Source organism: Bradyrhizobium sp. CCBAU 51765, assembly GCF_015291725.1.
In the GTDB taxonomy this organism is placed as follows: Bacteria; Pseudomonadota; Alphaproteobacteria; order Rhizobiales; family Xanthobacteraceae; genus Bradyrhizobium; species Bradyrhizobium liaoningense.
This window is the reverse complement of sequence record NZ_CP030038.1, coordinates 1075528-1100000: the sequence shown is the minus strand read 5'-3', so window position 1 is coordinate 1100000 and position 24473 is coordinate 1075528. Positions and strand designations below refer to the sequence as shown.

Below are 24473 nucleotides of genomic sequence, written 5' to 3'. Positions count from 1 at the left end.
CCCCTAACCACAAGTCATCGGAGCCTTTTTCAACAGGCACCCGTTCGGTCCTCCAGTGAGTGTTACCTCACCTTCAACCTGCTCATGGCTAGATCACTAGGTTTCGGGTCTAATACAACGAACTTGACGCCCTATTCAGACTCGCTTTCGCTACGCCTTCGCCTATCGGCTTAAGCTTGCTCGTTAAATTAAGTCGCTGGCCCATAATACAAAAGGTACGATGTCACCCAGAACGTATCTTGGGCTCCATCTGTTTGTAGGTGTCCGGTTTCAGGTCTATTTCACTCCCCTCGTCGGGGTGCTTTTCACCTTTCCCTCACGGTACTAGTTCGCTATCGGTCGCTGAGGAGTACTTAGGCTTGGAGGGTGGTCCCCCCGTGTTCAGACAGGATTGCACGTGTCCCGCCTTACTCGTGGATACATCATCGCATTACTCGTACGGGGCTATCACCCTCTGAGGCCCAGCTTTCCTGACTGGTTCCGATTGTCTCTGATGTATCACTGGCCTGGTCCGCGTTCGCTCGCCACTACTAACGGAGTCTCTGTTGATGTCCTTTCCTCCAGGTACTTAGATGTTTCAGTTCCCTGGGTTCGCTTGAAACCTCCTATGTATTCAGAAGTCTCATACCTTCTCTTGATAACCGGAAATCCAAAACCTTGCGGTCATGGTCCCGATCATTTCTGGTCAAACCCCAAAACCTAAGGTCTTGGAGTTCCGGCTATCGAAGGTGGGTTTCCCCATTCGGAAATCCGCGGATCAAAGCTTCTTCGCAGCTCCCCACGGCTTATCGCAGCGTAGCACGTCCTTCATCGCCTCTCAGCGCCAAGGCATCCACCGAACACCCTTAAGGCACTTGATTGCTCTCATTATCAATGTCCACACACTCGGCAGAATGTTGTCTGTACGACTGCCAGGAGACCGAAGTCCCTAAGGCACGCGCCCTCGATGAACGCTACGTACAGCCAGACATTGACTAGAAAGACCAGCTTGCTTCGTAAGATCGTTCCGATAGCGAGGCGGTCAAGCTTCGCTAAAAGGATCATTCACAACTCGCATGTCCTTCAGGCGCAGCCTTGTGAGCCACACTGAAAGGCGCGCGAGCGCCGAAATGATCCGGAGATAATGAAGTCTCGCGCGGATATTCTCCGCACGATCCAACTCGGATCGATCTCCTCTTTACGATGTCAGAAATCACGCAGCCTGCTGTCCATCCGGACTAGCAAGTGCGAAGCGATGTTTCGCGGACGACGGTACAAGATCTCGGTGATCAAACCATCTGGTGGAGCCAGACGGGATCGAACCGACGACCTCATGCTTGCAAAGCACGCGCTCTCCCAGCTGAGCTATGGCCCCGTAACCAGAAGACGAATGCACACTCGATGAAAGTGGTGGGCCTGGGAAGACTTGAACTTCCGACCTCACGCTTATCAAGCGCGCGCTCTAACCAACTGAGCTACAAGCCCCTAACGCATATCCAGTCAAGGACCAGGGATCTGCAAGCCTGCAGCCCCAGCGCGTGTTCGTCCGCGAAGAAAGAGAAACGAAGACGGCGAAATCCCGCCAATGCAGCTCAACGATCTGGCGATCTGTTGGCCACTGATGTTTCTAAAACGGTTCGATAGAAGCAAGCTTCTGAAGAACCATCCTTAGAAAGGAGGTGATCCAGCCGCAGGTTCCCCTACGGCTACCTTGTTACGACTTCACCCCAGTCGCTGACCCTACCGTGGCCGGCTGCCTCCCTTGCGGGTTAGCGCACCGTCTTCAGGTAAAACCAACTCCCATGGTGTGACGGGCGGTGTGTACAAGGCCCGGGAACGTATTCACCGTGGCGTGCTGATCCACGATTACTAGCGATTCCAACTTCATGGGCTCGAGTTGCAGAGCCCAATCCGAACTGAGACGGCTTTTTGAGATTTGCGAAGGGTCGCCCCTTAGCATCCCATTGTCACCGCCATTGTAGCACGTGTGTAGCCCAGCCCGTAAGGGCCATGAGGACTTGACGTCATCCCCACCTTCCTCGCGGCTTATCACCGGCAGTCTCCTTAGAGTGCTCAACTAAATGGTAGCAACTAAGGACGGGGGTTGCGCTCGTTGCGGGACTTAACCCAACATCTCACGACACGAGCTGACGACAGCCATGCAGCACCTGTGTTCCAGGCTCCGAAGAGAGGGTCACATCTCTGCGACCGGTCCTGGACATGTCAAGGGCTGGTAAGGTTCTGCGCGTTGCGTCGAATTAAACCACATGCTCCACCGCTTGTGCGGGCCCCCGTCAATTCCTTTGAGTTTTAATCTTGCGACCGTACTCCCCAGGCGGAATGCTTAAAGCGTTAGCTGCGCCACTAGTGAGTAAACCCACTAACGGCTGGCATTCATCGTTTACGGCGTGGACTACCAGGGTATCTAATCCTGTTTGCTCCCCACGCTTTCGTGCCTCAGCGTCAGTATCGGGCCAGTGAGCCGCCTTCGCCACTGGTGTTCTTGCGAATATCTACGAATTTCACCTCTACACTCGCAGTTCCACTCACCTCTCCCGAACTCAAGATCTTCAGTATCAAAGGCAGTTCTGGAGTTGAGCTCCAGGATTTCACCCCTGACTTAAAGACCCGCCTACGCACCCTTTACGCCCAGTGATTCCGAGCAACGCTAGCCCCCTTCGTATTACCGCGGCTGCTGGCACGAAGTTAGCCGGGGCTTATTCTTGCGGTACCGTCATTATCTTCCCGCACAAAAGAGCTTTACAACCCTAGGGCCTTCATCACTCACGCGGCATGGCTGGATCAGGGTTGCCCCCATTGTCCAATATTCCCCACTGCTGCCTCCCGTAGGAGTTTGGGCCGTGTCTCAGTCCCAATGTGGCTGATCATCCTCTCAGACCAGCTACTGATCGTCGCCTTGGTGAGCCATTACCTCACCAACTAGCTAATCAGACGCGGGCCGATCTTTCGGCGATAAATCTTTCCCCGTAAGGGCTTATCCGGTATTAGCACAAGTTTCCCTGTGTTGTTCCGAACCAAAAGGTACGTTCCCACGCGTTACTCACCCGTCTGCCGCTGACGTATTGCTACGCCCGCTCGACTTGCATGTGTTAAGCCTGCCGCCAGCGTTCGCTCTGAGCCAGGATCAAACTCTCAAGTTGGACTTGAACTTTGAACCGGCTGATCACAACGTTTGACGAGGTCCCACCATTTTTCCGACGACCGAAGCCGCCGAGCTGCCCGCGATTCACATCGCTGGCAACGATGGTGTTTCCTTTGAAACGTGTACCGCCGAAGTCTTTCGTCCGGTCTCGATCAGAAAAGCCGAAGCTTTCCAGAAGCGAGACCCGCAAGGACTCCGCCGTCCACGTTTCTCTTTCTTCATCTTCACTTGTCAAACAGCCCGGGACCGCGGAGGCCCCAACCTTCCAGAGTGGAAGGGTTCCGATACCCTTACCGACGAAAAATGACTCCAACCGACTGGTGTCGATTGTTGTGTCACTCAACAAGGTGAGGAGCATCAGTGGCGCGTTCGCTCGCCTTGGTCAGTGACCCGGCGGCGCCGCGCTCAGTGGTTGGGGTTATAGGCCCCACCTTCCGGGCTGTCAACGCCAATCGTCAACAAATCGTCGCACAGTGGATCACCGGAAAAAATCACGTAATTCCAGACATTTAGAGGGGCGCAGAGCGAGTGGGTGGGCCCTGCTCGAACAAAAAACTCAAAAAAAGTTTGCGGCCCTGGAGGCTCCGGAGGGGCTCCAGGGGCGGCCTGCGGCGCCGCTCCGGCGAGGCCCCTCGCGCCGGCTCCTTGAGGAAGTTTTTTCCATATTTGGCGCCGTACTTGAGCCACAATCCCGCGGCGTTCTGGTAAGAGACGAGCTTGAATCGCAGGGATGCCTATGGGGGCTGCCGGCGATTTTCATGGGGTCAGGGGAAGGCATCTTGCAGATGACGCGGCCTTCCTTCGACGTTCGAAAGACATCGAGAGAGTTTCATCCGTCCAGTTGTTCGTAATTTCGGCCAGCCCTGTTCCGGGGCTTTCTGAGCGCGGACGCCTGTGCGGCTTGCCTTTTCCGGCGATCCCCGTTCAAGAGGGCGGCCAGGGACAAGGTTCGAAGCGGGCTTTCTTGGGTCGTTGATCGGGGGACTTGGGTTGAACCACAGGACGTCACGCGGCACCTACGGGCGTGAGACCGGGATCATCGATCTCGGCCACGAGCCGCCGCTATCCGTCGATGGTTCTGAAGCCGCCGTGATCGACCGCCGCCGCGTCTCGGTGCAATGGTTCAGCGGCACAATTCTGACCGGACTCTGCGGCGCGGCCCTGATCGGCGGCGCCGTTTTCGCATCGCTCGACGGCGAGATGACCTTCGCCAAGGTGCCGGAGCGGGTCGAAGGCGCCTTGCGCGGCGCGTTCGGCGCCGCCGATCGCGCCGCCACGCTGCACAAGAGCGACCGGCTGCCGCCGCCGAGCGAATCCACGGCGTCGCGCAACATCATGCGCGTCTCGACGGTCGCCCGTGTCGGCAACCGTGACGTGATGCGGGTGCGCCCCTTCGTCCGGATCGCCGGCAACCTGTCGATGACGACGAGCGACCTGTCGGCGAAGATCCCGCCGTTCAACGCCCAGCGCCTACTCACCGACGTCGGCTCCGATCCGAAGACGGCGTCCGACGATCCCAACAATCCGGAGGCCGTCGAGCCCGACGCGGAGGTGTCCTTCGTCACCAAGGACCTGTCGTCGGTGCTGCCGAAGGCGAAGATTTCCGCGGTGGTAGCGCTCGACGACATCCTGATGCGGGTCCGCGATGCCGCCAACTGGCGCGGCAATGGCGGGGTGCGCTACGCCTCGCTCGCCAATGCCACAGCCGACGTCTCCGGCACGACCGGCCCGTCCGACATCAAGATGGCCTACGCCGCCGAGGCGTCGTCCTCCGATCCCTATGCCGGTTTCGAGACGCGCGTGGTGCCGGAGAACGTCACGCTGCTGCCCAAGACCAAGGAGCAGATCACCGGCGGCAATCCCAACGGCGAGCGCGTTCATCTGGTCAGGAAAGGCGACAGCGTCGGCTCGGTGCTGCGCGATCTCGGCGCGACGGCTGACGAGATCAAGGCGATCACCGCAACGCTCGGCCCGCGCGGCCGCGACGGCGGCCTCAAGGAAGGCGAGAAACTCCGCATCCTGATGGCGCCCGCCAGCCCCGGCGCCCGGCTCCAGCCCTATCGCGTCGTGGTTGCAAACGACACCATGGTGGAGGCGATCGCGGCGCTGTCCGATCTCGGCAAATATGTCGCCGTCGACGTCTCCAGCATGAACACCGTCGCCGACGCCGCGGCAAACGCCAACAGCGAAGACGATGACGAGGATGACGGCAGCGGGGTGCGGCTGTACCAGAGCATCTACGAGACGGCGATGCGCAACAAGGTCCCGATGCCCGTCATCGAGGACATGATCAAGATCTACTCCTACGACGTCGATTTCCAGCGCAAGGTGCAGCCCGGGGATTCCTTCGACGTGTTCTACGCCGGCGAGGACGAAGGCGTGACGTCGAGCGAAAAGAACGAGGTGTTGTTCGCCTCCCTCACCGTCGGCGGCGAGACCAAGAAATACTACCGCTACCAGAGCCCCGACGACGGCGTCGTCGACTACTACGACGAGACCGGCAAGAGCGCGAAGAAGTTCCTGGTCAGAAAGCCCGTCAACAACGCCATCATGCGCTCCGGCTTCGGCGGCCGCCGCCACCCGATCCTGGGCTACGTCAAGATGCATACCGGCGTCGACTGGGCCACCGCCTACGGCACGCCGATCTTCGCCTCCGGCAACGGCATGATCGAGAAGGCCGGCCCCGAGGGCGGCTACGGCAAGTACATCCGCATCAAGCATTCCAACGGCTACGAGACCGCCTACGGCCATATGTCGGCCTTCGCCAAGGGCATGGAGCCCGGCAAGAAGGTGCGGCAGGGCCAGGTGATCGGCTTCGTCGGCTCGTCGGGCCTGTCGACCGGCCCGCACGTCCACTACGAGATCCTGGTCAACGGCCGCTTCGTCGACCCGATGCGCGTGAAGCTGCCGCGCGGCCGTTCGCTGGAGGGCCCGATGCTGGCCAGCTTCGAGAAGGAGCGCGACCGGCTCGACGGCATGATGAGCGGCCGCGGCGGCGCCATCGCCCGCATGTCGGACGCCACCGGCGGGCCCTTGCAGGTCACCAACCGCTAAGCCGGGAATTGACCGCCCCGGCGGACATCTCCAAACACGATCCGAATTCGACGTCGTCGCGAGGCCGCTTTGCGGCGTCACAACGTCAAGTTTCGTTTGCCAAAGCGGCATGAGGAGCGAATACTTCCCAAAAAACGGGAGGTCTCGCCATGAACAACAGGCTCGCCTGCGCAGCCTTGGTCGCTGCGCTGTTTTCCGCCACGAGCCTATCGGCTGAGACCTTGCCGGCGAGCTGGGAGGTCACCAAGCTCGTCCCGGGCTCGGCATTCCACGGCGTGCACGGGCTCGCTGTCGACAAGGCCGGCCGTCTGTTTGCCGGCAGCGTCGCAGGCGCGGCGCTCTACGAGGTTGCGGGCAGTAGCGCCAAGGTTGCAATCCCGGCACCGGTCGGAATGGCCGACGACATCGCGTTCGCGCCCGACGGCACCATGGCCTGGACCGGATTTCTCGCCGGCGATCTCTATGCGCGCAAGGGCGACGGCCCGATCAAGAAGCTTGCTTCCGGCCTTCCCGGCATCAACTCGCTCGCCTTCCGCAAGGATGGCCGGCTCTACGCCACCACCGTCTTCCTTGGCGACGTGCTCTACGAGATCGACGTCGAGGGCGTCAAACCGCCGCGCCAGATCATGGAGAAGATGGGCGGCCTCAACGGCTTCGAGTTCGGTCCCGACGACAAGCTCTACGGTCCGCTGTGGTTCAAGGGCCAGGTCGCCAGGGTCGACGTCGACAAGGCCGAGCTGACCGTCGTTGCCGACGGCTTCAAGGTCCCGGCCGCCGTGAACTTCGATTCCAAGGGCAACCTTTTCGTGGTCGACACCGCGCTCGGCCAGCTCGTCCGGGTCGATCCCAAATCGGGCGCCAAGACCATGGTCGCGCAGCTGAAGCCATCGCTGGACAATCTCGCCATCGACGACAAGGACCGCATCTACGTCTCCAACATGGCCGACAACGGCATCCAGGAGGTCGATCCGGCGACCGGCCAGGCCAGGCAGATCATCATCGGCAGGCTCGCGCTGCCCGGCGGCATCGGCGTCACCTCGGAGAACGGCAGGGACACGATCCACGTCGCCGACGTGTTCGCCTATCGCACGGTGGATGGAGCGACCGGCGAGGTCACCGAGAGGGCGCGCATGCACGCCGCCGGCACGACGCTCGAATATCCGATGAGCGCGACGGCGAAGGGCAACGACGTGGTCCTGTCGAGCTGGTTCACCGGCACCGTGCAGGTGATCGACGGCAAGACCGGCGCGACGCGCGAGATGCTGCACGACTTCAAGGCGCCGCATGACGCGGTGGTGCTTGCCGACGGCAGCATCCTGGTGGCCGAGCTCGGCACCAAATCGCTGGTCAAGGTGAGCGGCGAGCATGGAAAGGATCGCGTCACGCTGATTGGCGACCTCGAGGGCCCGGTCGGGCTCGTCGGTGGACCCGGCGGCGAGGTCTACGTCACCGAAGCCTTTGCCGGCGCCGTCTCCCGGATCGACACAAAAGGCGAAAAGACCGTGGTCGCCAAGGACCTGAAAATGCCCGAAGGCATCGCACGCACCGGCGACGGCCAGCTGATTGTGGCGGAGGTCGGCGCCCAACGGCTGATCGAGATCGCGCCGGACAGCGGCAAGGTCACCGAGATCGCCGCCAATCTCCCGATCGGCCTGACGGGCGCGCCCGGCGGCTTGCCGACGCACATTCCAACTGGCGTCGCGGTCGGCGCAACGGGGGTGATCTACGTCAGCTCGGACATCGAGAACGCGATCTACAAGGTGGTGAAGAAGTAGGAGTGGCTTGCACGGGACTGGCCGCGGAACCGGCCCGCCGGTTCCACGGTTAGACGCTGACGGAAGCCGACCAGCAGGAGGATCGCCCATGACGCGCCTCTCACGCGACGATGTCGTCAAGGCCGTGGACCGCGCCGACGACGTCACCATTGCCCAGATCATCGGAACCGGCGCGACCGCCGAGGAGCTCGCCGAAGCCCAGGCCTGGCTCGCCAATGACGAGCCGATGATCAACGATTTGCGCCCGCTGGCGCAGGGACGGGTGCGCGAGCTGGTGGACATCCTGTCCGAGCTGGAAGAGGACGACGAGGAGGTAGGATCGGCCGCACCGGGCTCGGGGTCTGCTGTCGGTTAGAGCAAAACGCCCCGGAGAGATTGCTCTCTCCGGGGCGGCTTATCGTTTCAGGCGACAATCGCTGGCGTTCAGTTCAGCTTCCGCTTCGTCACCGGTGCCTCGAACTGGGTGATCTCGGCGGTCTGCGGGGCCTTGCCGTTGAAGGTCAGCACGTTGCCTTCGGACGAGATCGCGACCGTGTCGCCGTCCCTGACGTCGCCGGCCAGGATCATCTCGGCGAGCGGATCCTGGAGGTGACGCTGGATCACCCGCTTCAGCGGCCTTGCGCCATAGGCGGGATCCCAGCCCTTGGCGGCGAGCCAGTCGCGACCGGCGGCATCGAGCGTCAGCACGATCTTGCGATCGGTCAGCAGCTTCTGGAGCCGCGCGAACTGGATCTCGACGATCCGGCCCATCTCGCTGCGCTGCAGGCGGTGGAACAGGATGATCTCGTCGACGCGGTTGAGGAATTCGGGGCGGAAATGCGCCCGCACCATTCCCATCACCTGCTCGCGCACGGCCGAGGTGTCCTCGCCCTCCGGCTGGTTCACCAGGAATTCCGAACCGAGATTCGAGGTCATGATGATCAGCGTGTTGCGGAAGTCGACGGTGCGGCCCTGGCCGTCGGTCAGGCGGCCGTCGTCGAGCACCTGCAACAGGACGTTGAAGACGTCAGGATGCGCCTTCTCGATTTCGTCGAACAGCACCACCTGGTAGGGCCGGCGCCGCACCGCTTCGGTGAGCGCACCGCCCTCGTCATAGCCGACATAACCCGGAGGCGCGCCGATCAGCCGCGAGACCGAGTGCTTCTCCATGTATTCGGACATGTCGAGGCGGACCATCGCGGTCTCATCGTTGAACAGGTATTCCGCGAGAGCCTTGGTCAGCTCGGTCTTGCCGACGCCGGTGGGGCCCAGGAACATGAACGAGCCTGTGGGGCGGTTCGGGTCCTGCAAGCCCGCGCGCGAGCGGCGCACGGCTGTCGCGACCGCACGGACGGCCTCGGCCTGACCGACGACACGCTTGCCGAGCTGCTCCTCCATCTTCAGGAGCTTCTCCTTCTCGCCTTCCAGCATCTTGTCGACGGGCACGCCGGTCCAGCGCGAAACCACCTGCGCGATGTGATTGGCGGTGACCGCCTCCTCCATCATCTCGCCGGAGCCTTCACGCGCCTCGATATCCGCCAGCTGCTTCTCCAGCTCCGGGATCCGGCCGTAGGCCAGCTCGCCGGCCTTCTGGAATTCGCCGCGCCGCTGCGCGTTGGCGAGCTCGACGCGCAAGCCGTCGAGCTCGGCCTTGAGCTTCTGGGCATCGGAGAGCTTGTTCTTCTCCGCGCTCCAGCGCGCCGTCAGCCCAGCAGACTTCTCCTCGAGATCGGCAAGGTCCTTCTCCAGGGTCTGGAGCCGGGTCTTGGAGCCAGGATCGCTTTCCTTCTTCAGCGCCTCCTGCTCGATCTTGAGCCGGATGATCTCGCGGTCGAGCGAATCCAGCTCTTCCGGCTTGGAATCGACCTGCATCTTCAGCCGCGCCGCGGCCTCGTCCATGAGGTCGATCGCCTTGTCGGGCAGGAAGCGGTCGGTGATGTAGCGGTTGGACAGCGTCGTGGCGGCCACGAGCGCGGAATCGGTGATCCGCACGCCATGGTGCTGCTCATACTTGTCCTTCAGGCCGCGCAGGATCGAGATGGTGTCCTCGACCGAGGGCTCGCTGACGAAGATCGGCTGGAAGCGCCGCGCCAGCGCGGCGTCCTTCTCGACGTGCTTCTGGTACTCGTCGAGCGTGGTCGCACCAATGCAGTGCAGCTCGCCGCGGGCGAGCGCCGGCTTCAGCAGGTTGGACGCGTCCATCGCGCCGTCGCCCTTGCCGGCACCGATCAGCGTGTGCATCTCGTCGATGAACAGGATGAAGGTGCCTTCGCTCCCGGTCACCTCCTGGAGCACGGCCTTCAGCCGCTCCTCGAACTCACCGCGATATTTCGCGCCGGCGATCAGCGCACCGAGGTCGAGCGAGAGCAGCTTCTTGTCCTTGAGGCTCTCCGGCACGTCGCCGTTGACGATGCGAAGCGCCAATCCTTCCGCAATCGCGGTCTTGCCGACGCCGGGCTCGCCGATCAGGACGGGGTTGTTCTTGGTCCGGCGCGAGAGCACCTGGATGGTGCGACGGATCTCCTCGTCGCGGCCGATGACCGGATCGAGCTTGCCGTCGCGCGCGGCCTGGGTCAGGTCGCGGGCATATTTCTTCAGCGCGTCATAGGCGTTCTCGGCGGTCGCGGAATCCGCGGTGCGGCCCTTGCGCAACGCCTCGATCGCCGCGTTGAGGTTCTGCGGAGTGACGCCGCCCTTGTTGAGGATCGCGCCGGCTTCGCTGGACTTCTCCAGCGTCAGGCCGAGCAGCAGCCGCTCCACGGTGACGAAACTGTCGCCGGCCTTCTCGCCGGCCTTTTCGGCGGCGTCGAAGGTGCGGGCGAGCTCGGGCGCCAAGTAGATCTGGCCGGCGCCACCGCCGGAAACCTTCGGCACCTTGCCGAGGGCGTCCTCGGTCGCCTTCAGAATTGCACGGGAATTGCCGCCAGCGCGGTCGATCAGGCCGGCAGCGAGCCCCTCATTGTCGTCCAGGAGGACTTTCAGGAGGTGCAGGGTGGAAAACTGCTGGTGCCCCTCGCGCATCGCGAGCGACTGCGCAGACTGGATGAAGCCCCTGGAGCGTTCGGTATACTTCTCGATGTTCATCTTTTCTGTCCCTCGGCCTGCCCTTGGGGCCCTCTCAGGCACCCCAATACGGCATCTTCATTGGGTTTCCGCTCACCGCATTGAGGTTTCTCAAGCGGGAACGGTCGTGTTTTTGCCGACGTTGCCGCCGGCCTGCGGCAGATGTGGGAAGCAGATTGCGGATGCGAAAGAGGCGAGTTCACAAATTCGTGCGCTCCTGGGCGGGCTTGGCGCTGGCGGGCCGAATCCCTTAAGTAGCGGCATGACAGCCAGCCACACCGCCGAGATCACCGGCCTCTATCGCTACCCGATCAAGGGCCTGACGCCGGAACACCTGTCGCGCGTCGCTTTGCGGGTCGGCCAGACCCTGCCGGCCGACCGCCGCTACGCCATCGAGAACGGCCCGAGCGGGTTCGACCCTGATGCGCCCGAGTGGAAACCGAAGATCCAGTTTCTGATGCTCGCGCGCAATGAGCGGCTGGCCGAGCTCGACAGCCGGTTCGACGACGCCACCAATCTGTTGACCATCCGCAAGGACGGCCAAATCGTCGCCAGCGGCGATCTCGAGACCGCCGCCGGGCGCGCCGCGATCGAGGCCTATTTCAGCGCGAACTTTCAGCCGGAGTTGAAGGGCCCGCCCAAGGTTCTATCCGGCCGCGACCACAGCTTCTCCGACGTCGCCCGCAAGGTCGTCTCGATCATCAATCTCGGCAGCGTCCGCGCGATCGAGACCATGCTCGGCGGCGTCGCCGTGCACCCCCTGCGCTTCCGCGCCAATCTCTACGTCAAGGGCTGGCCGGCCTGGTCGGAGCTCGATCTCGTCGGCCAGACGCTTGCGGTCGGGCAGGCCCGGCTGAAGGTGATCAAGCGCATCGTCCGCTGCCCCGCCACCAATGTCGATCCTGACACCGCCAAGCGCGATCTCGAAATTCCGCCCACGCTCTCGCGCCATCTCGGCCACATGGATTGCGGCATCTATGCCGAGGTGATCGAAGGTGGCGAGATCGGCGTGGGCGATGCGGTTGCAGTGGAAGAGCCGAAACTCATCTAAGCTGCTGTAGGGCGGGCAAAGCGAAGCGTGCCCACCACCTTGTTCTCGAATGCCAGCCCTCTGTTGGTGGGCACGGCGCATGCGCGCCTTTGCCCACCCTGCGAGGGCTCCCTCAATTCGGCATCACATACGCATAGATCCGGCCGCGCGAGACCGGCGCTTCGCGGACGCGGTTGCCGCTGTTGCCGGAGATCATGATCGGATTGCCCTGCGCATCGATGCCGGTGATGATGCCGACATGGCCGCCGCGGCGGCCGCGCGACATCACTGCGATGGCTCCGACCTGCGGGCCGGACACACGCGTGCCGTAACGCGCGAACGAGCTCGCCATGTCGGATCCGGTGCCCTGATGGCCGGTGTGCTGCAGCACCATGTTCATGAAGCGCGCGCACCACAGGCTGCCACGCCCGGTCGGATTGCCGCCGAGATAGCGGCGCGCCTCGGACACGAGGTTCGATCCGCCACTGAAGCCGCCGCTGCTCATGGCGTTGTTCGCCATTCCGTTGGTGACCAGGCCGCCGTCATTGGCGTTCGGATCATAGCTCGCCTGGGTGTTGCCGAACCCGCTCGCCTGCAGCTGCGCCGCGCTACGCTCGAAGCGCGAGCTGCGGGCATGGTGCCGATAATGACGGTGGTGATGATGCCTGGCGTGATGCACGTAAGCGTACCGCTCTGCGCTATGACGATGATGCGGCCGTGCCGAGGCCGGAGAAACGAACGCGGCGACCGCCGCAAAGAAAAACGCCAGCGCGACAACACAGCGCGACAGGCGGAACGCAAACAACTCAACCATTCTTCATCCTTCGTTACACCCCTACTTTCCGATCGGCCGGTGACGTGGCCGACATAGGTCAGGCCGTTAAGCCGCCCGATGTGGCGAGAAAAAGACACCGCGTCGGCGAATAGCTGCGATGATTTTGTATCGGTGCTGGTTCGATGCTGCCGCATTGCGGACAACAGCGTTAACTGCGATCCTGCAAAGACGGCTTGACAGAGGGAAAGAGTTAATGCCCCACGCCACGACAAGGGACGACGTCCGCATCTATTTCGAAGAGGCGGGTCAGGGAACGCCGATACTTTTCCTGCACGAGTTCGCGGCCGACTACACCAATTGGGAGCCGCAGATGCGCTACTTCTCGCGCGGCCATCGCTGCATCACCTATTCGGCGCGCGGCTACACGCCTTCGGACGTACCCGAAGGTGAAGTCTACACCTACACGCATTTCTACACCGATGCGCTCGCGGTGCTCGACCATCTCGGCATCGAGCGCGCGCATCTCGTCGGGCTGTCGATGGGCGCCTATTCGTCACTCCAGATCGGGCTCAACGCCCCGCAGCGCGCGTTGTCGATGACGCTCGCCGGCGTCGGCTCCGGCTCGGAGATCGAGGATCTGGAGGCCTGGCGCAAGCAGTGCCGCGCCAATGCCGAGCAGTTCGAGATATCAGGCTCTGTCGAAGTGGCAAAGATCACCCGCGAGGCGCCGAGCCGGATTCCCTTCCTGGTGAAGGACCCACGCGGCCACGCCGATTTCTATGCCGCGCTGGCACGGCACGATGCCAAGGGTTCGGCGCGCACGATGCGCGGATTCCAGGGCGGACGTCCCTCGATCTACACGATGACGGACGCGATCGCGAAGGTGGCAACGCCCGCGCTGATCATCTGCGGCGACGAGGACGAGCCCTGCGTCGGACCGAGCCTGTTCCTGAAGAAGCACCTGCCGGCCGCGGGCCTCGCGATGTTTCCGAAGTCGGGCCACGTGCTCAACCTCGAAGAGCCCGCGCTGTTCAACGAGAGCGTGGAGCGGTTCGTCACGCTGGTGGAAGCAGGACGCTGGCCGGTGCGCGATCCGAGGTCGCTGGCAGGGCATTAGGACGAAGGCGTCACCGCATACGCCGTCATTGCGAGGAGCTCTTGCGACGAAGCAATCCAGACTGCGTCCGCGGAAAGACGCTGGATTGCTTCGCTTCGCTCGCAATGACGAGGATAGGTCTCAGCTCCTCGTTTTGAAGAGCGCGGATGCTGCTATTTCCCCCCGCCCCTGCTCAGCAAGAACACCGCCTGTTCGCCGAACATGTTCCACACCCACCAGGGCAGGTTCAGCGGCACCGGGCGGCCGTAGAGATCGAGCGCGACCGAGCGCTCCATCTTGACGTTGATCTCGTCGCAGAGCTCGACGAAATCCTTGATGGTGCAGAAATGGATATTGGCGGTGTCGTACCAGGTCGCCGGCAGGTTCTCCGTGCGCGGCATGTGGCCGCCGATCAGGAGCTGCAGCCGCATCTTCCAGAAGCCGAAATTCGGGAACGAGACGATGGCCCGGCGGCCGATGCGCAACAGGTTCTCCAGCACCACGCGCGGCTGCCGCGTCGCCTGCAGCGTCTGCGACAGGATCACGTAGTCGAACGCGTCGTCGGGATAGTTGACGAGGTCGGTGTCGGCGTCGCCCTGCACCACCGCGAGTCCCTTGGCGACGCAGCGGTTGACGCCCTCGCGCGACAGCTCGATGCCGCGGCCGTCGATGCCGCGGGTCTCAAGCAGCTGAAGCAGGTCGCCCTCGCCGCAGCCGACATCGAGCACCTTCGAGCCCGGCTTGACCATCTCGGCGACCAGCAGATGGTCGGCGCGAAACTGACCGGACTGCGCTGACGAAGGCCCGCCCAGCGGCAGCACTTCCTGGACAGACATTGCTAGCGGTCCTTGCCGGTGAGCCCGCGGGCCTTGCCTGCCGATTGCAGGAAGGCGCGGGAGATGTCGAAGAATTCGGGCACGTCGAGCAGGAAGGCGTCGTGGCCGCGATCGGTCTCGATCTCCGCGAACGACACCCGCGCGCTCGACGCGTTCAGCGCGTGCACCAGCGCGCGCGATTCCGAGGTCGGGAACAGCCAGTCGCTGGTGAAGGAGACCACGCAGAAGCGGGTCTGGATTCCCGCAAACGCCTTCGCCAGCACGCCGCCATGGTCGGCGGCGATGTCGAAATAGTCCATCGCGCGCGTCAGATAGAGATAGGAGTTGGCGTCGAAGCGCTCGACGAAGGACGAGCCTTGGTAGCGCAGATAGGATTCGACCTGGAAATCGGCATCGAACGAGAAGGTCGGCAGCTCGCGGTCCTGCATGCGACGGCCGAACTTGCGATGCAGCGCCGCGTCGGAGAGATAGGTGATGTGCGCCGCCATCCGCGCCACCGCGAGCCCGCGATGCGGATGGATGCCGTGATCGGCATATCCGCCGCCATGCCAATCGGGGTCGGCCATCACGGCCTGGCGCCCGAGTTCGTGGAAGGCGATGTTCTGCGCCGAGTGCCGCGTCGCGCAGGCAATCGCCAGCGCGGAGAACACGCGGGCAGGATAGGCCGAGGTCCATTGCAGCACCTGCATGCCGCCCATCGAGCCGCCAACGACGGCAAACAGCGTGTCGATGCCGAGCCGGTCGATCAGCATCGCCTGCGCGCGCACCATGTCGGGGATGGTGATGACGGGGAAATCCAGGCCCCAGACCTTGCCGGTGGCGGGATTGATCGACGCCGGTCCGGTCGAGCCCATGCAGCCGCCGATCACGTTGGAGCAGATGATGAAGTAGTGCTTGGGATCGATGGGCCGGCCGGGGCCGACCAGCGTCTCCCACCAGCCGGGCTTGCCGGTCACGGGATGCACATTGGCGACGTGCTGGTCGCCGGTCAGCGCATGGCAGATCAGAACGGCGTTGGAGCGATCGGCGTTGAGCTCGCCATAGGTCTGGTAGGCGATCTGGAACGGGGTGAGATCGACGCCGCAATCGAGCCGCAGCGGCTGCTCGGTGCCGAAATGCGCGACCTGCGAGCTCGGGTGATCCACCTCGTGCGACCGTTCGTCGGCGCTGATCGCAGGACTGGGTACTGACTTGACGCCAACCATCATCGACCTCGTTTGCGACTGCCGTCAGACCGCCGCTGGAATCAGGCCATGAAAAACCCGGCCTGAACGATAGGTTCGGCCGGGATCGGAAGCGTCCCCGGCCTGTTTAGCGAGTTTTTTAACGTGGCTGCAAGCCGGCCGGCTCAAATGACCACGGAACGGGCAAAAGTTACCGTCTTGGGCGGTTTTCGTCAAGTCGCGGTCCGGATCGATCGAATTCGTCTGTCTCGCATCGACCGGAAAGGACCTCATTTCTCTTTGCTTTCGCCGCCCCGACTGCCTAATCAGGACATCCCCCATCGCAACGATCGACGACCAGACATGTCCCAACGTCCGCCCGCGCCACCATCGCTCCAGGAACTGCGCAAGGAGATCGATGCGATCGACGAGAGCATGCATCGCCTGCTGATGCAGCGCGGCGACATCATCGACCGCCTGATCCAGGTGAAGCAGACCCAGGAGGTCGGCTCCGCGTTCCGCCCGGCGCGCGAGGCTTCCATGATGCGCGAGATCGTGCAGCGTCATCGCGGCATCCTGCCGCTCGACACGGTCGAGAGCATCTGGCGCGTCATCATCTCGACGTTCACCTATGTGCAGGCGCCGTTCTCCGTGCATGCCGACATCTCGGTGAGCGAGCCTGCGATGCGTGACTCCGCGCGCTTCCATTTCGGCTTTACGGTGCCTTACGTCGCGCATTTCAGCGCGCAGGCCGCGGTCGAAGCAGTGGCGAAATCCAAGGGCGACCTGGCGCTGGTCTCGGCGACCTCCAGCCGCACGCCGTGGTGGCTCTCGCTCGAGGAAGCTGGCGCGCCGAAGATCATCGCGCGAATGCCTTTCGTCGAACGTGCCGATCATCCGGCGGCGATGCCGGTGTTCGCGGTCTCGCGCGTCCCCGACAGCGCCCTGGTGACGGAGGTCGAGACCTTCAGCGTGCGCGTCTCCGGGTGGAACGCCGAGGTCGCGCGCGCCCTGTCGCCGCTCGCCGAGATCGTGGCGGTGCCCGATACCGCCTTCGACGGCGCGGCGCTGCTGGTCTCGGTCACCAGCGCGACCAGCATCGACAAGATCAGGGCTGCCCTGATCGAGGCGGGGGCCTCGGTGCGCTCCACGGCTCTCGTCGGCAGCCACGCAACGCGCTATACGGTGCCCCCGACCGGGGCGAAATCGTAAATCGCGCCTCGCCATTTCGGAGTTGAAGATGTCCCGCCCCGTGCCGAATCCCGGCATTCTCGATATTGCGCCCTACACCCCCGGCAAGAGCCCGGTGCCGGAGCCGGGCCGCAAGGTGTTCAAGCTCTCGGCCAACGAGACGCCGTTCGGCCCCTCGCCCAAGGCGATCGAGGCGTTCAAGCGCGTGGCGGATCATCTGGAGGACTATCCGGAAGGCACCTCGCGCGTGCTGCGCGAGGCGATCGGCCGTTCTTTCGGGCTCGATTCCAACCGCATCATCTGCGGCGCCGGTTCGGACGAGATCCTCAACCTGCTCGCCCACACCTATCTCAGCCACGGCGACGAGGCGATCTCAACCACGCACGGCTTCCTGGTCTACCCGATCGCGACCATGGCGGTCGGCGCCAAGAACGTCGTGGCTCAGGAGAAGAACCTCACCTGCGACGTCGATGCCATCCTGGGCGCCGTGACGCCGAAGACGAAGCTGGTCTGGCTCGCCAACCCCAACAATCCGACCGGGACCTACATCCCGTTCGACGAGGTCAAGCGGCTGCGTGCCGGCCTGCCCTCGCACGTGCTGTTGGTGCTCGACGCCGCCTATTGCGACTATGTCTCGCGCAACGATTACGAGATGGGAATCGAGCTCGTCGCCACCACCGAGAACACGGTGGTGACCCACACCTTCTCCAAGATCCACGGCCTGGCTGCGCTGCGCATCGGCTGGATGTTCGGCCCCGAGCACATCATCGACGCGGTCAACCGCATCCGCGGCCCCTTCAACGTGTCGACGCCGGCGATGTATGCCGCGGTCGCCGCGATCGAGGACACCGCGCACCAGGCGATGTCGAAGCAGTTCACCGAGAGCTGGCGCAACCGGCTCACCGAGGAGATCGGCAAGCTCGGACTGAAGGTGACGCCGAGCGTCGCCAATTTCGTGCTGATCCACTTCCCGACCGACAAGGGCAAGACCGCTGACGAGGCCGACGCCTTCCTGACCAAGCAGGGCCTCGTGCTGCGCGCGCTGAAGAATTACGGCCTTCCGCATGCGCTGCGCATGACCATCGGCACCGAGGAGGCCAACCGTCTCGTGATCGAGGCCTTGCGCGACTTCATGGGCGGCAAATGAACGCTGATCCGCACTTCCGGCGCGTCGCGCTGATCGGCTTCGGCCTGATCGGCGGCTCGATCGCGCGCGCTGCGAAGCTCCAGGGCCTGGCCGGCGAGATCGTCACCACCGCGCGCTCGGAGAAGACACGCGCGCGGGTCGCCGAGCTCGGCATCGTCGATCAGGTCGTGGCGAGCAATGCGGAGGCCGTGAAGGATGCCGATCTCGTCATCCTCTGCATTCCCGTCGGCGCCTGCGGAGCGGTGGCGCAGGAGATCGCCGCGCATCTGAAGCCGGGCGCGATCATCTCCGACGTCGGCTCGGTCAAGGGCGCGGTGGTCAGGGACATGGCCCCGCATCTGCCAAAAGGTATCCATTTCGTGCCGGCGCACCCGGTTGCAGGCACCGAGCATTCGGGCCCGGATTCGGGGTTTGCCGAGCTCTTCATCAACCGCTGGTGCATCCTGACGCCGCCGGAAGGCACCGACATGGCCGCCACGGAGCACCTGCGCGCGTTCTGGGCGGCGATGGGCGCCAAGGTCGAGATCATGACGCCGGATCATCACGATCTCGTGCTCGCGATCACCAGCCATTTGCCGCATCTGATCGCCTACACCATCGTCGGCACCGCCGACGAGCTGGCGCAGGTGACGGAATCCGAGGTGATCAAGTTCTCCGCCGGCGGTTTTCGCGATTTCACCCGTATCGCCGCGTCCGACCCGACGATGTGGCGCGACGTCTTCCTCGCCAACAAGGAAGCCGTGCTGGAGATGCTCGGCACCTTCACCGAGGATCTCGCCAAGCTCACCCGCGCGATCCGGCGCGGCGACGGCGAGGCGCTGTTCGATCACTTCACCCGCACCCGCGCCATCCGCCGCGGCATCGTCGAGATCGGCCAGGATTCGGCCGCGCCCGATTTCGGCCGGCCGCACGCGGCGCTGAAGAAGCCGTAGAGGCGCCTCCTCATCTTCCGTCATTCCGGGGCGACGCGCAGCGTCGAACCCGGAATCCCGAGATTGTAGCGCGAGATTCCGGGTTCACGCTTCGCGTGCCCCGGAATGACGGCAAGTCAATACAGCGGCGGGATCTGGCCGACCTTGACCGGGCCGAGCAGCACGGCGCCGTCGACGAATTTCAGCGGGAAGCTTCTCGCCTTCCTGCCTTCGAGCGTGCTCTCGGTGCCGATCGAATTGATGCCGGCGGCGACGCCGGCATTGGCGTTCTGCTTGATGACCTTGCCGAGGCCGGGCACGGCGCGGTCGAGTGCGCCGAACAGATTGTTGAGGTCCTGCGACTTCACGCCGGGGGCGACGCGGTCGAGCGTTGCCTGCGGCACGCCCTCCTCCAGCATCTTCTCGATGCCGAGCGCCGGGATCACGCGCTCGAGGCCGGTCACCGTCATCTGCAATTCGCCGTCGAGCCGGCCGCTCGCCGAAAGGCCGAGCGTGCCGGCCGCGATCGCGATCATCTCGCCCTGCTGGATCCGCGACTGCACGATCTCGATATGGCCGCCGGCGGCCTGGATCTCGCGGAAACGCTGCGGCCAGGGCTTCGGCGTGAGGTCGGATAGACCGGTGATCTTGGCGCGGGTGTCCGCCTCGAACGGCTCGGCAAGCAGGGGATGAACGCCCTGGATGCTGCCCTGCGCGACATGGACCACGGTCTCGATCACGGGATGATCGGACGGTGATCCATCCGCGAGGCGGCCGTGCAGCTCGACCTGCTTGGCGCGCGCAAGCGGCACCTGCACGCTGCCGTCGACGCGGTTGAGGCTGGGATCGTCGAACACGATGGAGGCGCGATCCGGCACGGCCGGCAGACCGGCCACGCTGGCGCGGCCCTTGCTCCAGTTCACCACGAAGGTGTTTTGCGTGATGCCGTCGGTCAGCGTCGCAGGCGCGGAGAACTCGGCGATGACGCGCTTGGGATCATAGACCTGGGCGACGACCAGAATGTTGTCGAGCTTCGCCGTGAACGGCGTCTTGCTCGCGTTCTGCGACACCAGGGCGACGCTGGCGCCGGAACACTGGACCTCGAAGCGGAACGGGAAGCCCGCGATCGAGCGCTTGGCGCAATCATAGATGCGGCCGGACTTGGCCTCCTGCGCCCGCCAGGCGTCTGCGGCGATTTCGGCCTGCGACGCCGCGTAGAACCAGAAACCGCTCCACGCGACCGCGAGGATCAGGACGAGAACGGGTGCGATGAAAAGGCCCCAACGGGAGCGACGGCCTGCGGCAACGGTCATATTGGACATGGGGCGACCCTTTGACCCCAGATTCAGGCAAATGTAAGCGGGGACGGCTGCGACGAAAGGCGGAGAATTCGCTTCGCTTCGGGGCATGGTTCTGGTAGCCGTGCCCGAAATGTCGGAAATCACCGTCCCTTCCGTCACCACCGCCAAGGGCGACCTCTGGGTGTTCGGCTACGGCTCGCTGATGTGGCGGCCGGGCTTCGTTTTCGAGGAACGCATCCCGGCCCGGCTGGTCGGCGAGCATCGCGCGCTCTGCGTCTACTCCTTCGTGCATCGCGGCACGCCGGAAAAGCCTGGCCTGGTGCTCGGGCTCGACCGCGGCGGCGCCTGTCGCGGCATCGCCTTCCGCGTCGCCGAGAAGAACCGTGCCGAGGTCGTCGCCTATTTGCGCGCACGCGAGCAGGTCACGTCGGTCTATCGCGAGGTGATGCGCTCGGTGTGGCTGGAGAACGATGCGCGCCAGCGCGTCTCTGCACTCGCCTACGTCGTCGACCGTGGCCATGCGCAGTATGCCGGCCGGCTGTCGCTCGCCGAGCAGCACCGCCATGTCGTCCAGGGCCACGGCCAGTCCGGCGCCAATCGCGATTACGTGACGGCGACGGTGAAGGCGATCGAGGCCGAAGGCTTTCGCGACGTGCAGCTGCATCAGCTCGTATTGATGCTGCATGGTGATGCGCATTCGCTGCACGCCGCGGCTCCGAACGAGGATCGCTAGCCGCCCGTTGGCGCGTAGCTCGGTGCCGAGCCGATCGATTGCTCCTGCTCCCTGCGGCCGGCTTCGACGAGGCGGCCGGTGGCATCCTCGATCGCGGCTTGCACGCGGGAGAGAAACTCGTCCTTCGGCAGGCCCGGCGGCAACGGTTCGAGGAACTCCACAACCAGCGTGCCGGGATAGCGCATGAAGGTGCGGCGGGGCCAGAACAGGCCGGAGTTGAGCGCGACCGGCAGGCATGGCACGCCGCACGACGAATAGATCTGCGCAAAGCCGGTCTTGTAGTCTGGCGGCGCGCCCGGCGCCCGGCGCGTGCCTTCTGGAAAGATCACGAGCTGGCGGCCGCTGCGCACCGCCTCGCGCGCCCGCCGCGTCATCTCCAGCAGCGCCTTCACGCCGGCATTGCGGTCGATCGCAATCATCCCGGTCTTGACCAGGAACTGACCGAACACCGGGATCTGCATGAGCTGGCGCTTGAGGATGAAGATCGGCCGGTTGAAGAAGCCCGGCAGCACGAAGGTCTCCCAGAACGACTGATGCTTGGCCACGATCAGCAGCGGGCCTTTCGGGATGTTCTCGACTCCGCGGAATTCCACCTTGATGTTGCAGACCACGCGCATCAGGAACAGCGTTGCCTTGGCCCACCATTCCGCCACCGTCAGCATGGCGCGCGGCGGCAATGCGAAGGTCGGCAGCGCCACAATCGCAAGGCACACCAGCACGGCGTAGAACAACACGTTGAACACGAGCGAGCGCAGAAAAATTGGGAACATCGATGGTCCGATCAATTGGCCTGTGCGGTAGCGGGCCGCTTCGGCTGCTGACCTGCAGGCTGCTCCGATATCTCGGGCCAGAGGTCAATCCCGAAATGCTCCAGCCGCACCCTGAGCTCGGCCGCGATGTACTTGACATATTCCGACAGGAGCAGTCGCAGCGTCGATCCCGAGGTCCACCACGGCTCCTCGCGCCATTTTTCGCCGACCACCGCGAACGGGATCAGCGTCATCTGTGGCATTGCATGCGAGAATTCCACCAGCGCGCGCGGCATGTGATAGTTGGAGGTGACCACGATCAGCGATTTGAACCGGCGCCCCTCGGCCCAGCGCCGCGCTTCTGCTGCGTTGCCGCGGGTCGAGAGCGCGGTGCGGTCGAGGTCGACGCAACAGGTCATGAAGGACTGGTTCTCCGGCAAGGTCCGGGAGATGTCGCTCGCCCTCGAGGTCGGATGCACGCCGGAGATCAGGAGCCGCCTGCCATAGCCCGCAGCGAGCAGCTCCATCGCGTCCGATACCCGCGAGGAGCCGCCGGTCAGCACCACGATGCCGTCGGCTTTGCGGTCGGGCACCGTCTCGGCGCCGCGCAAATGCGACAGGAATGCAACGAAGCCTGCGGCCGCGGCAACGAAGGCAAGCGCGATCGTCGACACGATTGCCGCGCGCAGCCAGCCGCGCGGCAGTTTCGGCGATCGATCGTCGGTCGGCGAGCTCATGCGATATCAGTGATCCCTTCCCTGAAGCGATTTTAAGACGTTTTGAGGCGAAGTGGAGTCCTGCGAATGTGAAGAACATTCCGGCTGCGAACTCGGCCACATTCTCCCACAAGGGGAGAAGGGAAGAAGAGAAACTTCAATCGACATCATTCAATGTCGCAAACAGCGTCTGGCGTGAGGCCACCGCGGTGATGCCGCCGATCAGCACGGCCTGGACCGCGAGCACGATGTAGCCGGATGGCCGCAGCGAGAAGGTGCCGAGCAGCGCGGCAAACTGGTCGCCGACGGGGGTACCGGAAAACCAGCCTGCGATGGACTCCGAGAAGCCGAACATCAGCATGGCGGCGCCGCCGCCGATCACGCCGCCCTCCAGGCCCAGCCTGAGGAAATGGCGCAGGAAGTGATTGGCGATGTAGCGGTCGCCGGCGCCGACGAAATGCAGGACCTCGACGATCGGACGATTCGCCGCCATGGCGCCGCGGGTCGCGAACGAAACCGAGATGATGGTGGCGATGATGACAAGCGCGAGAATGCCGAGGCCGGCCAGCACGATGGCGTTGGTCATCGAGCGCATGCGCTCGATCCAGGCGCGGTGATCATCGACGCTGGCGCTAGGGGCGACCTGCGTCACGCGCGCCCGCAGGGCGCCGAGATCGAGCGGCGTGCCCGGCTGCACGCGCGCGATGATCATGCGCGGCACCGGCAGATCGTCCATGGACAGGCCGGTTCCGAGCCAGGGCTCGAGCAGCTTGCCGCTCTCCTCCCTGGTGAACGGCCTGACTTCGACGATGCCGGCTTGCGTGCGCATCGCCTCCGTCACGGCCGTGGTGTCACGATCGAGATCACGGCCGGCCTGCGGACGAACCTGGATGGTGATTTCGCTCGCGACGTCCGACTGCCATTCGGCGGCGGAGGCACTCACGAGCAGCACCGTACCGGTGGCCATCGAGGCGAGGAAGCTCATGATGGCGACGACGGCGACCAGCGCTCGGCCATGGATCGAGGCGCGCGGCACGATCGGCGACATGTTGCGTGCCCTGGCCGGAAGCTGCGGACGCTCCTGCCCGAGATCGACCAGCACGCCGCGCTCGTCGGTCCTACTCATAGACGTGCAGCCGTCCCTGGTGCAGCACCAGCCGCCGTGCTTCGTACTGGTCCATCAGGCCGATGTCGTGAGTGGCGATGATGACGGCGGTGCCCGACTTGTTGAGCTCGATGAAGAGCCGCAGCAGGCGGCGGCCGAGCGTCGGGTCGACGCTGCCGGTCGGCTCGTCCGCGAGTAGCAGCTGCGGCCGCGAGATCACGGCGCGTGCGATCGCCGCGCGCTGCTTCTCGCCGCCTGACAGGATCGGCGGCAGCGCATCCATGCGGTCGCCGAGGCCGACCCAGCGCAGGAGATCGATCACCTCCTTGCGGTAGCTCGACTCGCTGCGGCCCATGACGCGGAACGGCAGCGCGACATTCTCATAGGTCGTCATGTGGTCGAGCAGGCGGAAATCCTGGAGCACGATACCGATGCGCTTGCGCAGGTCCGCGATCTCGTCCTTGCCGAGCTGCGAGATGTCGTGACCGAACAGAGTGACGAGGCCCCGCGTCGGCCGATGCGACAGAAACAGCAGGCGCAGCAGAGACGTCTTGCCGGCGCCGGACGGTCCGGTGAGAAACTGGAAGGAATGCGCCGGGATCTGGAAGCTGAGATCGCGCAGGATCTCCGGCCCCAGACCGTAACGCAATCCGACATTTTCGAACCGAACCAAGCTCAGCTCCGTTCGAGAGGGGGCGCGGGTCGCA

At 64.0% G+C, this 24473-nt stretch carries 18 protein-coding genes, 2 tRNA genes, 2 rRNA genes and 1 riboswitch (1 of these 23 running past the window's edge); of the genes, 9 read left to right on the top strand and 13 right to left on the bottom strand.

Annotated features, from left to right (window positions below; translation table 11 throughout):
* From XH96_RS05105 to XH96_RS05090, 4 genes are all read right to left on the bottom strand, one after another.
* A 23S ribosomal RNA gene (locus XH96_RS05105) occupies nucleotides 1-860 on the bottom strand (it extends 1986 nt beyond the left edge of the window).
* Nucleotides 861-1278: 418 nt separating this feature from the next.
* Nucleotides 1279-1354, bottom strand: a tRNA-Ala gene (locus XH96_RS05100).
* 33 nt (nucleotides 1355-1387) lie between these two features.
* A tRNA-Ile gene (locus XH96_RS05095) sits at nucleotides 1388-1464 on the bottom strand.
* Nucleotides 1465-1651: 187 nt separating this feature from the next.
* A 16S ribosomal RNA gene (locus tag XH96_RS05090) occupies nucleotides 1652-3140 on the bottom strand.
* The 16S and 23S rRNA genes sit together here with 2 tRNA genes alongside, the layout of an rRNA operon.
* A 992-nt stretch (nucleotides 3141-4132) precedes the next feature.
* Between XH96_RS05090 and XH96_RS05085 the strand changes: the two genes are divergently transcribed.
* The 3 genes from XH96_RS05085 (at nucleotide 4133) to XH96_RS05075 (ending at nucleotide 8326) form a co-directional block, all read left to right on the top strand.
* The gene (locus tag XH96_RS05085; protein WP_194391333.1) at nucleotides 4133-6196 is read left to right on the top strand and encodes a M23 family metallopeptidase; all 2064 of its coding nucleotides are present in this window, start codon (nucleotides 4133-4135) and stop codon (nucleotides 6194-6196) included.
* Nucleotides 6197-6345: 149 nt separating this feature from the next.
* The gene (locus XH96_RS05080) at nucleotides 6346-7971 is read left to right on the top strand and encodes an SMP-30/gluconolactonase/LRE family protein (protein WP_194391332.1); all 1626 of its coding nucleotides are present in this window, start codon (nucleotides 6346-6348) and stop codon (nucleotides 7969-7971) included.
* An 88-nt stretch (nucleotides 7972-8059) separates the two neighbouring features.
* Nucleotides 8060-8326: a hypothetical protein gene (locus XH96_RS05075; protein ID WP_194391331.1), complete on the top strand. Its 267-nt coding sequence runs from the start codon at nucleotides 8060-8062 to the stop codon at nucleotides 8324-8326.
* A 68-nt stretch (nucleotides 8327-8394) separates the two neighbouring features.
* Here XH96_RS05075 and clpB read toward each other — a convergent pair whose 3' ends face one another.
* Nucleotides 8395-11034: an ATP-dependent chaperone ClpB gene (gene clpB / locus XH96_RS05070; RefSeq protein ID WP_194391330.1), complete on the bottom strand. Its 2640-nt coding sequence runs from the start codon at nucleotides 11032-11034 to the stop codon at nucleotides 8395-8397.
* A gap of 241 nt (nucleotides 11035-11275) precedes the next feature.
* Between clpB and XH96_RS05065 the strand changes: the two genes are divergently transcribed.
* Nucleotides 11276-12064 (top strand): MOSC domain-containing protein, encoded by a 789-nt coding sequence (locus XH96_RS05065; protein ID WP_194391329.1) that lies wholly within the window; start codon nucleotides 11276-11278, stop codon nucleotides 12062-12064.
* 112 nt (nucleotides 12065-12176) lie between these two features.
* On the opposite strand, the gene XH96_RS05060 is transcribed toward XH96_RS05065, so the two are convergent.
* On the bottom strand, nucleotides 12177-12857 hold the full coding sequence (locus XH96_RS05060) for a TIGR02594 family protein (RefSeq protein ID WP_194391328.1): 681 nt from the start codon (nucleotides 12855-12857) through the stop codon (nucleotides 12177-12179).
* A 214-nt stretch (nucleotides 12858-13071) separates the two neighbouring features.
* On the opposite strand from XH96_RS05060, the gene XH96_RS05055 reads away from it, so the two are divergent.
* The gene (locus XH96_RS05055; protein WP_194391327.1) at nucleotides 13072-13935 is read left to right on the top strand and encodes an alpha/beta fold hydrolase; all 864 of its coding nucleotides are present in this window, start codon (nucleotides 13072-13074) and stop codon (nucleotides 13933-13935) included.
* Between the two features lie 152 nt (nucleotides 13936-14087).
* Here XH96_RS05055 and metW read toward each other — a convergent pair whose 3' ends face one another.
* Both metW and XH96_RS05045 read right to left on the bottom strand, forming a co-directional pair.
* Nucleotides 14088-14750, bottom strand: coding sequence for a methionine biosynthesis protein MetW (metW, locus tag XH96_RS05050; RefSeq protein WP_194391326.1), 663 nt, complete (start codon nucleotides 14748-14750; stop codon nucleotides 14088-14090).
* Between the two features lie 2 nt (nucleotides 14751-14752).
* Nucleotides 14753-15955 (bottom strand): homoserine O-acetyltransferase, encoded by a 1203-nt coding sequence (locus XH96_RS05045; protein WP_028178884.1) that lies wholly within the window; start codon nucleotides 15953-15955, stop codon nucleotides 14753-14755.
* A gap of 85 nt (nucleotides 15956-16040) precedes the next feature.
* Nucleotides 16041-16120, bottom strand: a riboswitch (SAM riboswitch).
* A gap of 156 nt (nucleotides 16121-16276) precedes the next feature.
* On the opposite strand from XH96_RS05045, the gene XH96_RS05040 reads away from it, so the two are divergent.
* Genes XH96_RS05040 through XH96_RS05030 form a run of 3 tightly spaced genes read left to right on the top strand, consistent with a single transcriptional unit; the run spans nucleotide 16277 to nucleotide 19183 of the window.
* A complete protein-coding gene (locus XH96_RS05040; protein ID WP_061881265.1) occupies nucleotides 16277-17125 on the top strand; it encodes a chorismate mutase in 849 nt (282 codons plus the stop codon).
* 28 nt (nucleotides 17126-17153) lie between these two features.
* Nucleotides 17154-18251, top strand: a complete 1098-nt coding sequence (hisC, locus tag XH96_RS05035; protein ID WP_194391325.1) for a histidinol-phosphate transaminase — start codon at nucleotides 17154-17156, stop codon at nucleotides 18249-18251.
* Nucleotides 18248-19183 (top strand): prephenate/arogenate dehydrogenase family protein, encoded by a 936-nt coding sequence (locus XH96_RS05030; RefSeq protein ID WP_194391324.1) that lies wholly within the window; start codon nucleotides 18248-18250, stop codon nucleotides 19181-19183. Before hisC ends, XH96_RS05030 begins: the two co-directional genes overlap by 4 nt.
* 116 nt (nucleotides 19184-19299) lie before the next feature.
* On the opposite strand, the gene XH96_RS05025 is transcribed toward XH96_RS05030, so the two are convergent.
* Nucleotides 19300-20484 carry a DUF2125 domain-containing protein gene (locus XH96_RS05025; protein WP_194391323.1) on the bottom strand — a complete coding sequence of 395 codons (1185 nt, stop codon included), beginning with the start codon at nucleotides 20482-20484 and terminating at the stop codon, nucleotides 19300-19302.
* Nucleotides 20485-20593: 109 nt separating this feature from the next.
* On the opposite strand from XH96_RS05025, the gene XH96_RS05020 reads away from it, so the two are divergent.
* Complete coding sequence (locus XH96_RS05020; RefSeq protein WP_194391322.1) at nucleotides 20594-21196, top strand: gamma-glutamylcyclotransferase; 603 nt, start codon at nucleotides 20594-20596, stop codon at nucleotides 21194-21196.
* Here the strand turns inward: XH96_RS05020 and XH96_RS05015 are convergent.
* The 4 genes from XH96_RS05015 to ftsE all read right to left on the bottom strand — a co-directional run bounded on the left by XH96_RS05015 (nucleotide 21193) and on the right by ftsE (nucleotide 24439).
* Nucleotides 21193-21966 carry a 1-acyl-sn-glycerol-3-phosphate acyltransferase gene (locus tag XH96_RS05015; protein WP_194391321.1) on the bottom strand — a complete coding sequence of 258 codons (774 nt, stop codon included), beginning with the start codon at nucleotides 21964-21966 and terminating at the stop codon, nucleotides 21193-21195. The two genes, XH96_RS05020 and XH96_RS05015, sit on opposite strands and share 4 nt — an antisense overlap.
* 11 nt (nucleotides 21967-21977) lie before the next feature.
* Entirely contained in the window at nucleotides 21978-22682 is a 705-nt protein-coding gene (locus XH96_RS05010; protein ID WP_194391320.1) for a YdcF family protein, read from the bottom strand.
* Between the two features lie 136 nt (nucleotides 22683-22818).
* Nucleotides 22819-23787: an ABC transporter permease gene (locus XH96_RS05005; protein ID WP_194391319.1), complete on the bottom strand. Its 969-nt coding sequence runs from the start codon at nucleotides 23785-23787 to the stop codon at nucleotides 22819-22821.
* Nucleotides 23780-24439: a cell division ATP-binding protein FtsE gene (ftsE, locus tag XH96_RS05000; RefSeq protein WP_028178893.1), complete on the bottom strand. Its 660-nt coding sequence runs from the start codon at nucleotides 24437-24439 to the stop codon at nucleotides 23780-23782. Before ftsE ends, XH96_RS05005 begins: the two co-directional genes overlap by 8 nt.
* Nucleotides 24440-24473: the final 34 nt, after the last annotated feature.

Bases quoted from the DNA above. Each gene is read 5' to 3' on its own strand.
- XH96_RS05075 (WP_194391331.1), top strand. From the start codon at position 8,060: ATGACGCGCCTCTCACGCGACGATGTCGTCAAGGCCGTGGACCGCGCC.
- XH96_RS05055 (WP_194391327.1), top strand. From the start codon at position 13,072: ATGCCCCACGCCACGACAAGGGACGACGTCCGCATCTATTTCGAAGAG.
- hisC (WP_194391325.1), top strand. From the start codon at position 17,154: ATGTCCCGCCCCGTGCCGAATCCCGGCATTCTCGATATTGCGCCCTAC.
- XH96_RS05020 (WP_194391322.1), top strand. From the start codon at position 20,594: ATGTCGGAAATCACCGTCCCTTCCGTCACCACCGCCAAGGGCGACCTC.
- XH96_RS05060 (WP_194391328.1), bottom strand. From the start codon at position 12,857: ATGGTTGAGTTGTTTGCGTTCCGCCTGTCGCGCTGTGTTGTCGCGCTG.
- clpB (WP_194391330.1), bottom strand. From the start codon at position 11,034: ATGAACATCGAGAAGTATACCGAACGCTCCAGGGGCTTCATCCAGTCT.
- XH96_RS05015 (WP_194391321.1), bottom strand. From the start codon at position 21,966: ATGTTCCCAATTTTTCTGCGCTCGCTCGTGTTCAACGTGTTGTTCTAC.
- XH96_RS05080 (WP_194391332.1), top strand. From the start codon at position 6,346: ATGAACAACAGGCTCGCCTGCGCAGCCTTGGTCGCTGCGCTGTTTTCC.
- XH96_RS05030 (WP_194391324.1), top strand. From the start codon at position 18,248: ATGAACGCTGATCCGCACTTCCGGCGCGTCGCGCTGATCGGCTTCGGC.
- XH96_RS05010 (WP_194391320.1), bottom strand. From the start codon at position 22,682: ATGAGCTCGCCGACCGACGATCGATCGCCGAAACTGCCGCGCGGCTGG.
- XH96_RS05045 (WP_028178884.1), bottom strand. From the start codon at position 15,955: ATGGTTGGCGTCAAGTCAGTACCCAGTCCTGCGATCAGCGCCGACGAA.
- XH96_RS05065 (WP_194391329.1), top strand. From the start codon at position 11,276: ATGACAGCCAGCCACACCGCCGAGATCACCGGCCTCTATCGCTACCCG.
- metW (WP_194391326.1), bottom strand. From the start codon at position 14,750: ATGTCTGTCCAGGAAGTGCTGCCGCTGGGCGGGCCTTCGTCAGCGCAG.
- XH96_RS05005 (WP_194391319.1), bottom strand. From the start codon at position 23,787: ATGAGTAGGACCGACGAGCGCGGCGTGCTGGTCGATCTCGGGCAGGAG.
- XH96_RS05040 (WP_061881265.1), top strand. From the start codon at position 16,277: ATGTCCCAACGTCCGCCCGCGCCACCATCGCTCCAGGAACTGCGCAAG.
- XH96_RS05025 (WP_194391323.1), bottom strand. From the start codon at position 20,484: ATGTCCAATATGACCGTTGCCGCAGGCCGTCGCTCCCGTTGGGGCCTT.